Genomic DNA, 10,942 nt, shown 5'->3' with positions numbered 1-10,942 from the left:
TCCCCATGTGAGAGTAGGACACCGCCAGGCTCCTAATACGACGAGAACCCCAGCTTAACGGCTGGGGTTTTTTCGTTTGTGGGTTCTGGCTGAGTTGGTTGTGTATATCCACTTCAAATTACTGCTCGCGCTTGTTAATACGTTCCATTTTGCTAAATCTATTTCCGATCAATGTTAGTATTACCAAGAACAATATTGATAACGTAATGGCTATTTCTAATGTTGCAGCTTCCTGACGCAAAAATTGAGTATATTCCCACATGGCTTGATAAACCCAGCGCACGAAAGATGTTTTCAGTGTTATTGAATGAGATTGACTGGCAAGAGGGTGAAGTATTTCTCTTCGGTAATCTTCACAAGATCCCTCGCTTGCAGTCTTGGCACGGAGAGCCTAAAGCGAAGTACAGGTATTCTGGAAAAACTTTAACGCCACAACCGTGGACTGCAACTTTGCTGTATTTGAAAGGGCTATTAGAAGAGCAGGGGATGCACTTTAACTCTGTACTGCTGAACTTGTATCGTGATGGTAATGATAGAATGGGTTGGCATGCTGATAACGAAAGAGAGCTAGGCGTTCAGCCAACTATAGCTAGTATTAGTTTGGGGGCGGAAAGAACATTTCAGCTAAAGCATCGTGTTTCAAAACAAAGATTCGATATTGAGTTAGCTGATGGCAGTTTATTAATCATGGCAGGCGTTACTCAGGATAATTGGGTGCATCAATTACCCCAACGGAAACGCTGTTCAGCTCCTAGAATCAACCTAACCTTTCGAAATATCGTTGCATAGTTCGCCCTTTGTGCTTTTGGGGGTTACGCAGTGGGAACGTAAATCGGTTATACTGCTCACCTTGAATAGGAGGTGGTAATGTCAACAACGTATTCAACCATTGAATCTAAACTTATTAAAACGTTTAGCCCCGATTATCTTGAGATACTAGATGAAAGCCATATGCATGGAGGCGGCCAGCTGCGCGAAACGCATTTCAAAGTAACCATTGTATGCGCAAACTTTATAGATAAACGTTTGTTGCAGCGGCATCGCTTAGTTAATAGTACCTTGTCGGCTGAGTTAAACGGTGGGGTTCACGCTCTAGCGTTACACACCTATACGCCAACAGAATGGAATTCGAAAGCTGGAGTTTCGCCAGATTCACCGAACTGTCGAGGCGGCAGTAAAATAGGTTAAATGCTGCACATCTGATCTGTCAGGTGGAGTTAATAAGTTAAACTAGACATATTAATAACGTTATAAAAATAGGAATACGTTAATGGTAATTCATCCTAAGATTCGCGGTTTTATCTGTACAAATGCTCATCCAGTAGGGTGCGCTGAAAATGTTCGTCAGCAAATAGAATATATTAAGAGCCAACCTAAAATAGATGGCCCGAAACGTGTTCTAGTAATCGGCGCATCAACAGGTTACGGACTAGCATCTCGCATATCGGCGGCATATGGCTCGGGCGCAAAAACGTTGGGTGTATGTTTTGAGAAAGAGCCAACAGAACGTAAAACTGGTACAGCGGGTTGGTACAATACCGCTGCGTTTCACGCGCAAGCGAAAAAGGATGGTTTGTATTACCACACTATTAACGGTGATGCGTTCTCGGATGAAATTAAAGCGGATACGATTCAGCGTATTAAAGACGATCTTGGCCAAGTGGATCTAGTGGTGTATAGCCTTGCCTCCCCGAAACGGAAAGATCCAGTGACGGGTGATGTATATAGCTCCACTCTGAAACCTATCGGTGATACCTATACTACGAAAACGTATGATACTGATAAAGATAAGGTTCACGATATTACTCTTGAGCCTGCCACCGAAGATGATATCGCCCAAACCATCAAAGTGATGGGCGGTGAAGATTGGGAACGTTGGGTTGCGCAACTGCATAATGCCGGCGTATTAGCTGACGATTGCCAAACAACAGCGTACACCTACATCGGCAAGAAGCTGACCTGGCCAATTTATGGGCATGCAACTATTGGCCGAGCGAAAGAAGATTTAGATCGAGCGGCAACAGCTCTGCGCACGAGTTATCAGGATATTAACCTGAAAGCTTATGTTTCCTCGCTGAAGGCCTTAGTTACTCAAGCCAGTTCGGCGATACCGGTAATGCCTTTATATATTTCCTTGATCTACGGAGTAATGAAGGAAGAAGGTACTCATGAAGGTTGTATCGAGCAGATATATCGCCTGTTCACTGAAGGCTTATATCACGACAACCCGAAACTTGATGAAGCGCATCGCTTGCGCATGGATGGTTTTGAAACCAACGAGAAAACACAGGCGAAGATAGAAGCGCTATGGGATCAGGTTACTCAAGAAAACTTCCACGAATTAGCTGACTATGAAGGATATCATCAAGAATTCTTAAGGCTGTTTGGCTTTGGTATTGAAGGCGTTGATTATAACGCAGACGTTGAACCTCAAGTAGCTTGGTAACGTAAGTAAACAGAGTAAACGCAATTTATTCTATTTCAACTAGACTTTAGTTGGTTTTAACAGGTTTCATGCCAATTAAATTTTACGATTGGCATGGCCTGTTTTATGAAAAATATGTAGAATATAGCGCTGGAAGTTACAGGGTAACTAGTTAAAAACCGAGTTTACCTCGGCTAGAACGTCATCTTTTGTTGTAACACCTTGAATCTATACAGTTATTCGGTTCTTTTACGGCAAAAGATACAGTTGAAACACGAATTTAGCTTTCAATCTTCCCTAAATTGAGTAGTGCAAACGCGTATGATTACGATAAAGAAAGGTTTGGATCTCCCTATAGCGGGTGCTCCACAACAAATCATTGAAGATGGCCCAGCCATCACATCCGTTGCTACGCTTGGTGAAGAGTATGTGGGTATGCGCCCTACTATGTCCGTGCAGGTCGATGACCGTGTTAAGAAAGGACAGGTTCTTTTTGAAGATAAAAAGAATCCGGGTGTAAAATTCACTGCTCCTGCTGCAGGTGTAGTTAAAGAAATCAATCGTGGTGCTCGGCGAGTGCTTCAATCTGTGGTGATAGAGATTGATGGCGATGAGCAAATCACATTCGACAAATATGATGAAGGCAAATTATTGCAATTGAGCCGCGAAAACGTTCAACAGAATCTTGTTGAGTCGGGTTTGTGGACAGCCTTACGTACACGTCCTTACTCACGGTCTCCGGCTCTTGATTCTGAGCCGAAAGCGATCTTTGTAAACGCGATGGATACAAATCCATTAGCTGCAGACCCATTGATTGTTATTCAAGAGCACGCCAAAGATTTCAGTAATGGCTTGAAAGTAATTAGCCGTTTAACTGAAGGCAAACTTTATGTTTGTACTGCTCCGAATGCAGACATAGACTTCGATTCAGCTCCTGTAACACATGAAACGTTTAAAGGCGCTCATCCTGCCGGAAATGTGGGCACGCACATTCATTTCCTTGAAGGCGTGGATATGAAGTTTCATGTTTGGCACCTGAATCATCAAGACGTGATTGCGATTGGTAAATTATTTACAACTGGTGAAATTTTCACTGATCGCGTAGTTGCGCTTGGTGGCCCGGGTGTGAAAAATCCACGCTTACTTCGCACTCGGCTAGGTGCCAACTTAAACGAACTTACTGCTGGTGAGCTAGTTGAAGGCAAACAGCGTGTGGTTTCTGGTTCGGTGTTGAACGGCCATAAAGCTTCAGGTCCTCATGCTTACCTTGGACGGTTCCATAATCAGGTGTCGGCTCTGGAAGAAGGCGATGAAAAGCACTTGTTCGGTTGGATCTGGCCGGGTAAAGAAATGCACTCTATCACTCGTGCATATTTAGGCCATCTTAATGCAAGGAAGCAGTTCAATATGACTGCTTCAACCAATGGCTCTGATCGAGCTATGGTTCCAATTGGAAATTATGAGCGTGTAATGCCGTTGGATATTATTCCAACTCTGCTGTTACGTGATTTGTGTGCTGGTGATATCGAAAGCGCACAGGCATTAGGCTGTTTAGAGTTAGATGAAGAAGATTTAGCACTGTGTACCTATGTGTGCCCAGGCAAAATTGATTTCGGACCTCTTCTGCGTAATTGCCTTACCACGATTGAGAAAGAGGGCTAATGATGAGCTTAAAGAATTATATTGAGCGTATTGAGCCGCAGTTTGAAGAAGGTGGTAAGCATGAGAAGTGGTATGCACTGTATGAAGCAGTAGCAACCGTTCTTTATACACCAGGGAAAACAAACAAAGGTAGCACTCACGTTCGCGATAATGTTGATTTAAAACGTATTATGATCTTCGTATGGATGATGACCTTCCCTGCGATGTTTTATGGTATGTACAACGTGGGTTTCCAGGCGTCATTAGCATTAGCTGATGGCTTGCAACTAGCTGATGTATGGCAAGTTAGCTTGTTCCAGATGCTAGGCGGTGAGTTCACCGCAGATGCAGGCTGGGGAACCATGATGTGGTATGGAGCGTGTTTCTTCCTGCCGATTTATGCGGTTACCTTTGTTGTAGGTGGCTTCTGGGAAGTATTATTTGCTTCTATTCGTAAACATGAGGTGAATGAAGGCTTCTTCGTAACTTCAGTGCTGTTTGCGCTAATCCTTCCGGCAACCATTCCATTATGGCAAGTAGCTTTAGGTATTACGTTTGGTATTGTTATTGGTAAAGAAATCTTCGGTGGTACTGGCCGAAACTTCTTGAACCCTGCATTAACTGGCCGTGCATTCCTATACTTCTCGTTCCCAGCGGCGATTTCCGGTGACCAAGTGTGGACAGCGGTAGATGGCCACTCAGGGGCAACGTTGTTAAGCGAAGCGTTTAATGGTGATTTACGTTACGACGAAATTACGAACACCGTACACAACACTTGGAGCTGGTTAGATGCATTTATCGGCCGCATTCCTGGCTCGGTAGGTGAAGTATCCACTATTGCTATCTTAATCGGTGGCTTGGCGTTGATTTACTTCCGTATCGCCTCTTGGCGCATCGTTGGTGGTGTGTTCATTGGTATGGTGGCGTTCTCAGGCTTACTGAACTTTATTGGTAGTGATACCAACGCGATGTTTGCGATGCCTTGGTACTGGCATATGGTAATTGGTGGCTTTGCGTTCGGTATGTTCTTTATGGCTACTGACCCTGTTTCGGCATCGTTTACTAACCGAGGCAAATGGGCATATGGAATCCTGATTGGTTTCATGACGGTGATGATTCGGGTTATTAACCCAGCATTCCCAGAAGGCATTATGCTAGCGATTTTATTCGCGAACGTGTTTGCACCGTTGTTTGACCACTTTGTAGTACAGGCAAACGTGAAGCGGAGGGCATTACGTCATGGCAACTAAGAACGATACAATTGGTAAAACGTTTACCGTTATTATCCTTCTGTGTTTAGTTTGCTCCATTATCGTAGCAGGCTCAGCGGTAGGCTTAAAAGAGCGTCAGGAAGCGAATGCTGCGCTAGCCAAACAAGGTAATATCCTTTCTGCGGCGGGTGTTGACTTTGCAGGGCGAGGAGCGGAAACGGTGTTTGCTGAGCGAGTGCAAGTGTTTACTTACAACCGTGAAACCGGTGAAGTTACTGCGCATAGCTCGATGATTGCAATGGAAAATGCACTTGCAGATGTACGTGCACAATCCGTAGGCGAAGGCGATGTAGCCGGTGTTCGCAATATGCGTAATGAATTACCAGTGTTTGCAGTGAACGACGAAAACGGTGAATTGCAATCATATGTTCTGGAAGTTCGCGGTGCTGGTTTATGGGGCATGATGTATGCGTTCTTGGCGTTAGAGAGCGATGCGCAAACCATTAGAGGCTTGAACTTTTATGAACACTCGGAAACTCCTGGCTTGGGTGGTGAGATTCAAAACCCACGCTGGAAAAGCCGCTTCGAAGGTAAAAAAGCTGTTGATAACGATGGCGACGTTGCTATTCGCGTAGTAAAAGGCGCTAGTTCTGATAATGAAGTGGATGCCCTTTCAGGCGCTACCATCACCAGTAACGGCGTAGATAATACCTTCCAGTTCTGGTTGAGCGGCAAAGCATATGGCTCATTCTTAACCAAACTGAGAGAAGAGGGAGCAATTTAATGGCTAGCGCTAAAGAAATGAAGCAGGTGCTTTTTGGGCCGATCTTTGCGAACAACCCGATCGCTCTGCAAATTTTAGGAGTTTGTTCTGCGTTAGCAGTAACATCTAAACTCGAAAATACTTTGGTAATGTGTATTGCACTTACGTTTGTACTTGTGTTGTCGAACGTATCGATTTCAATCATTCGGAATCATATTCCTTCGAGTGTTCGGATTATCGTGCAAATGACCATTATTGCGAGCTTGGTAATTGTTGTTGACCAATTACTGAAAGCTTTTGCGTACGAAATTGCTCAAGAGCTATCAGTATTCGTTGGCTTGATTATTACCAACTGTATTGTAATGGGTCGTGCGGAAGCTTTTGCCATGAAAGAAAAGCCGGGAATGGCATTTTTGGATGGTTTAGGCAATGGCTTGGGTTATTCGATCGTATTGCTAACCGTTGCATTCTTCCGTGAACTATTTGGTTCAGGTAGTTTGTTCGGTATGCAGATTATGCCTCTAGTTACTGAAGGCGGCTGGTATACACCAGTAGGCTTGTTGGTGTTACCACCAAGTGCGTTCTTCATTATTGGTGGATTTATCTGGGTGCTACGCACTTTCCGTACAGAACAAGTTGAAGCGAAGGAGTAAGGTTCATGGAACACTATATCAGCATGTTCGTCCGTGCGGTGTTCATTGAGAACCTCGCATTATCATTCTTCTTAGGAATGTGTACATTCCTAGCCGTATCGAAAAAAGTAACCACTGCTATAGGTTTAGGTGTTGCAGTAGTTGTTGTACTAGGTATTTCGGTGCCAGTAAGTAATGTTGTGAATACCTTTGTATTGTCGCCGGGTTCGCTATCATGGGCCGGTTTTCCAGATGCAGATTTGAGCTTCCTGCGATTCCTTACCTTTATCGGTATCATCGCAGCATTAGTACAAATCTTGGAAATGACCCTCGATAAGTACTTACCATCACTTTACAACGCATTAGGCATTTTCTTGCCGTTGATTACTGTTAACTGTGCAATTTTCGGTGGTGTTTTGTTCATGGTGGAGCGCGATTACAATTTCACCGAAAGTATCGTTTACGGTATTGGTAGTGGTGTTGGCTGGGCTCTAGCTATTACGTTATTAGCGGCAGTTCGCGAGAAGCTGAAATATGCGGATATTCCTGACGGCCTTCGCGGCTTAGGAATTACCTTTATCAGCACAGGTTTGATTGGTTTGGGCTTTATGTCGTTCTCCGGCGTATCCCTGTAACCCCTCAGTTTAAAGAAGTAGTGGGAATATAAGGAACAAGTCGATGCAAGAAATATATCTTGGCGTGGGCATGTTCACCATTATTGTATTAGTTTTGGTTGCTGTAATTATTTTTGCAAAATCAAAATTAGTACCTTCTGGTGACGTCCAAATCGTTATCAATGACGATGCAGAAAAAACGATCACAACGCAGCCTGGTACGAAATTGCTCGGCGCGCTTGCGAATGCCGGTATCTTCGTATCATCAGCCTGTGGTGGCGGTGGTTCGTGCGGTCAGTGTATCGTACATATCAAAGAGGGCGGTGGTGATATCCTGCCTACTGAGCGTGATCATATTAGCCGTGGTGAAGCTCGCAAAGGCGCGCGTTTGTCATGTCAGGTTAACGTTAAACAGAACATGAAAATTGAACTCGAAGAAGAAGTATTCGGGATCAAAAAATGGGATTGTACCGTTCGCTCTAACGACAACGTTGCTACCTTCATCAAGGAATTGGTACTTGAGATTCCAGATAGTGAATCAGTACCTTTCCGTGCTGGTGGTTATATTCAAATTGAAGCGCCTGCTCATCATGTGAAATTCAAAGACTTTGAAGTTGCCGAAGAATACCGCGGTGATTGGGAGCGTTTTGGTTTCTTCAACTTGGAATCAAAAGTTGACGAAGAAGTAATTCGCGCATACTCAATGGCTAATTACCCAGAAGAGTTCGGCATCATTATGTTGAATGTGCGTATTGCTACGCCTCCACCAAGTGATATGACCTTACCTCCTGGGCAGATGTCTTCTTACATCTTCAGCTTGAAGGCAGGTGACAAGGCAACGATATCTGGACCATTTGGTGAGTTCTACGCGAAGGAAACTGAAGCTGAAATGGTATTTATCGGCGGTGGTGCGGGTATGGCGCCAATGCGCTCACATATCTTCGATCAATTGCGTAGAATTAATACTAAGCGGAAGATGTCGTTCTGGTATGGTGCTCGTTCGAGGCGTGAAATGTTCTATGTTGAAGATTTCGATATGCTTGCGGAAGAAAACGAGAATTTCGATTGGCATGTAGCACTTTCAGATCCAACTCCAGAAGATAATTGGAGCGGTGATACTGGTTTCATTCATAATGTTCTGTATGAGAACTATTTGAAAGATCATCCAGCGCCAGAGGATTGCGAGTTTTATATGTGTGGTCCACCGGTGATGAATGCAGCCGTAATCAACATGCTGAAAGATTTAGGTGTTGAAGACGAGAACATCATGCTAGATGATTTCGGTGGCTAATAGCCGTAGTAAACCATATTGGTAAGCATGTTACATAAAATGGTCCGCTCGAAAGAACGGGCCATTTTTTTTAGTGTTATTTAATAGAAATAGGGTTACGGTAGTGAATCAACGGTGAAACGCTTTTGGAAAAGCGCTATAATGGATGCTCATTTGTTAGCCGTTGTGCGAGAGAGGTAAGTAGTAATGGAAACCTTGATTCTAGCCTTTATATTGATGCTTGTGGTAATTGCCGGTATGGCGATTGGTTTTATCGTGCAACGCAAATCCATTGCTGGAAGCTGCGGTGGAATCGGCGCGCTAGGTATGGAAAAAGCCTGTGATTGTGATGACCCGTGTGATGACAAGAAGGCACGAATGGCTGAAGCAGAGCGGAAAGAGAAAGAAAAGAGTTGGCAACAAAACCGAATTCATTGATTTCATATAAAATAGGCGCTTAGCGCCTTTTTTATTGCCTGCAAATCGATATAATAAAACGATATAACTTATGCAAATTAATGAGGTTGATGTGAAGGCTTTTTGCGTTCCAGAAGTGTTTTTAGATGCAAATGCAACAACACCAGTTTTACCGGACGTAGCAGCTGTAATGCAGCAAGTTTCAATGGAAAACTTTGGTAATCCGAGTAGCCCACATATGGCTGGCCTTACACCAAAAAGCATCTTAGCCAATACCCGTTCCTTGGCATCAAAGCTATTAAATGGAAGTGAAGGGCGCTTTATTTTCAATAGTGGCGCAACAGAAGGTATCAATAATGCTGTTCTATCTGCATTGATACCGCACGCGGGTAAACAACTGAGTGATCAAGTGCTGCTTTATGGTGCTACCGAGCATAAGGCAATACCGGAAGCACTCAAGCATTGGAATACCGTACTTGGTGTTAATGCTCAAATGGTGGCAGTACCGGTGGATGAATCGGGAGCTTTATCGCTCGCATTCATTCAAGAGCATATGGATAGAGCGTTGATACTTTGCACCATGGGGGCGAACAATGAAACGGGAGTGGTGCACAATTTAGCGAAGATTGCAGCGATTCGAGAACAGTTTGTGGCGCGGGCTAATAGGTTTGTACCTTGGCTGGTTGATGGCGTGCAGATACTCGGTAAAGTGAGTGTAGATTTAAGCACCTTAAAGATAGATTACGCCACGTTCTCCGCGCATAAGCTGTATGGGCCAAAAGGTGTAGGTTGCCTTTATGTGCGCAATTCCGCCCCGTTTACACCTATGCAGGTAGGTGGAGGGCAAGAGTACGGTGAGCGTGGCGGCACCGAGAATGTAGCAGGTATAGCCGCATTTGGGGTGATTTTTAATTGGCTACTCGATAATTGCAACAGCCCACTGCATGATATGGTTCAGCTTGCGCACTATCGGGAGCAGATATTAGCTGCGTTAAGAGAACTTTTTCCTGCGTTGGTGCTAAACCAGCCTTACCCCGAGAGTTTGCCCACTACGGTTAATTTTTCCGTTCCTGGCTATAGTTCCGGCGAGCTTATTTCGATGTTTGATGCCGCAGGAATTCGCGTAAGCGCCGGTTCAGCATGCAGCGCAGGTAGGCCGAAGAGTTTTGTATTAGATGCGATGGGTTTGCCCACATGGCAAGCGGAGGGCGCAATTCGTTTATCGTTTGGCCCGGCTACTGATTCTCAGTATATAGAGCAAGCTGTGCAGCGGATTAGAGGTATGGCGGCGCGTTTAGCTGCGAGCCAGGCGCCAATGCTGAGCGGCTTAGTGGTACCAGCGCCAACTCAAAGCGGCCTTGCAGTAATCGCTGATAAGCCTACACAAACATTGTATTTATTGGGTAAGTTCTACGCAGATAGCAAACATGCGGATAGCGGGTTCGATAATTGGTTAAGCAAACATTTTCCTACTGCTTCATGGCAGCAGCAAACTCTTGGTTTAGGCACGCATGAAGTGGGTGATTATCAAGTTGATATTCGCGAGCAAGGACACTTTTCTGTTCTGCATTTAATCACTGGGCGTCATCTTGAATTCAATCGAACCGGGGTTATTCTGGCCAATAATGTATATCATAACGTTGTCACTGCATCGGCAGCAGAATCGATCGCCATGGGCGCACAGTTCATTGATGTTCGGGAGCACTTGGAATCAAGCATGCAAGAAATTCCAGCGTTGCACGGTGAAACACTAATAGTGCCTCGGGCAAAGTGGTGTGAGTTTGCGCTCACAGTTGGCTATCCAGCTGCGCCAGAAAGCAGCCAACCACTCGTAACAGTATGCCGTTCGGGCGGCAGAAGTGTAACTGTAGCAGGCCTCACCACCGCAGCGGGAGGCCCCAAATTAATCTCATGTGCACAAGGTGCAACCGATATAGCTACTAGCTTAAGCACTCCCTCATCCTAACGA

Annotated in this window: 11 protein-coding genes; all 11 read left to right on the top strand. The window is 44.8% G+C overall.

Features of this window, described 5'->3' with window-relative positions:
- Nucleotides 1-219 precede the first annotated feature (219 nt).
- The 11 genes from ACNA7P_RS08080 to ACNA7P_RS08030 all read left to right on the top strand — a co-directional run bounded on the left by ACNA7P_RS08080 (nucleotide 220) and on the right by ACNA7P_RS08030 (nucleotide 10,939).
- The gene (locus ACNA7P_RS08080; protein ID WP_416258111.1) at nucleotides 220-789 is read left to right on the top strand and encodes an alpha-ketoglutarate-dependent dioxygenase AlkB family protein; all 570 of its coding nucleotides are present in this window, start codon (nucleotides 220-222) and stop codon (nucleotides 787-789) included.
- 78 nt (nucleotides 790-867) lie between these two features.
- Nucleotides 868-1,188 (top strand): BolA family protein, encoded by a 321-nt coding sequence (locus tag ACNA7P_RS08075; RefSeq protein ID WP_416258110.1) that lies wholly within the window; start codon nucleotides 868-870, stop codon nucleotides 1,186-1,188.
- A gap of 82 nt (nucleotides 1,189-1,270) precedes the next feature.
- A complete protein-coding gene (gene fabV / locus ACNA7P_RS08070; protein ID WP_416258109.1) occupies nucleotides 1,271-2,446 on the top strand; it encodes an enoyl-ACP reductase FabV in 1,176 nt (391 codons plus the stop codon).
- A gap of 300 nt (nucleotides 2,447-2,746) precedes the next feature.
- Nucleotides 2,747-4,087 (top strand): Na(+)-translocating NADH-quinone reductase subunit A, encoded by a 1,341-nt coding sequence (locus ACNA7P_RS08065; RefSeq protein WP_416258108.1) that lies wholly within the window; start codon nucleotides 2,747-2,749, stop codon nucleotides 4,085-4,087.
- Between the two features lie 2 nt (nucleotides 4,088-4,089).
- Entirely contained in the window at nucleotides 4,090-5,316 is a 1,227-nt protein-coding gene (locus tag ACNA7P_RS08060) for an NADH:ubiquinone reductase (Na(+)-transporting) subunit B (protein ID WP_416258113.1), read from the top strand.
- Nucleotides 5,306-6,061, top strand: coding sequence for a Na(+)-translocating NADH-quinone reductase subunit C (locus ACNA7P_RS08055; RefSeq protein ID WP_416258107.1), 756 nt, complete (start codon nucleotides 5,306-5,308; stop codon nucleotides 6,059-6,061). The genes ACNA7P_RS08060 and ACNA7P_RS08055 overlap by 11 nt, the downstream gene beginning before the upstream one ends.
- Complete coding sequence (locus ACNA7P_RS08050) at nucleotides 6,061-6,693, top strand: NADH:ubiquinone reductase (Na(+)-transporting) subunit D (RefSeq protein WP_416258106.1); 633 nt, start codon at nucleotides 6,061-6,063, stop codon at nucleotides 6,691-6,693. Before ACNA7P_RS08055 ends, ACNA7P_RS08050 begins: the two co-directional genes overlap by 1 nt.
- 5 nt (nucleotides 6,694-6,698) lie before the next feature.
- Complete coding sequence (gene nqrE, locus ACNA7P_RS08045) at nucleotides 6,699-7,307, top strand: NADH:ubiquinone reductase (Na(+)-transporting) subunit E (protein WP_416258105.1); 609 nt, start codon at nucleotides 6,699-6,701, stop codon at nucleotides 7,305-7,307.
- Nucleotides 7,308-7,350: 43 nt separating this feature from the next.
- A complete protein-coding gene (nqrF, locus tag ACNA7P_RS08040; protein WP_416258104.1) occupies nucleotides 7,351-8,577 on the top strand; it encodes an NADH:ubiquinone reductase (Na(+)-transporting) subunit F in 1,227 nt (408 codons plus the stop codon).
- A gap of 186 nt (nucleotides 8,578-8,763) precedes the next feature.
- On the top strand, nucleotides 8,764-8,994 hold the full coding sequence (nqrM, locus tag ACNA7P_RS08035; protein WP_416258103.1) for a (Na+)-NQR maturation NqrM: 231 nt from the start codon (nucleotides 8,764-8,766) through the stop codon (nucleotides 8,992-8,994).
- A gap of 70 nt (nucleotides 8,995-9,064) precedes the next feature.
- The gene (locus tag ACNA7P_RS08030; protein ID WP_416258102.1) at nucleotides 9,065-10,939 is read left to right on the top strand and encodes an aminotransferase class V-fold PLP-dependent enzyme; all 1,875 of its coding nucleotides are present in this window, start codon (nucleotides 9,065-9,067) and stop codon (nucleotides 10,937-10,939) included.
- Nucleotides 10,940-10,942 lie beyond the last annotated feature (3 nt).

The organism is Aliidiomarina sp., assembly GCF_047920995.1.
GTDB lineage: Bacteria > Pseudomonadota > Gammaproteobacteria > Enterobacterales > Alteromonadaceae > Aliidiomarina.
This window is presented reverse-complemented; position numbering and strand designations above follow the sequence as displayed.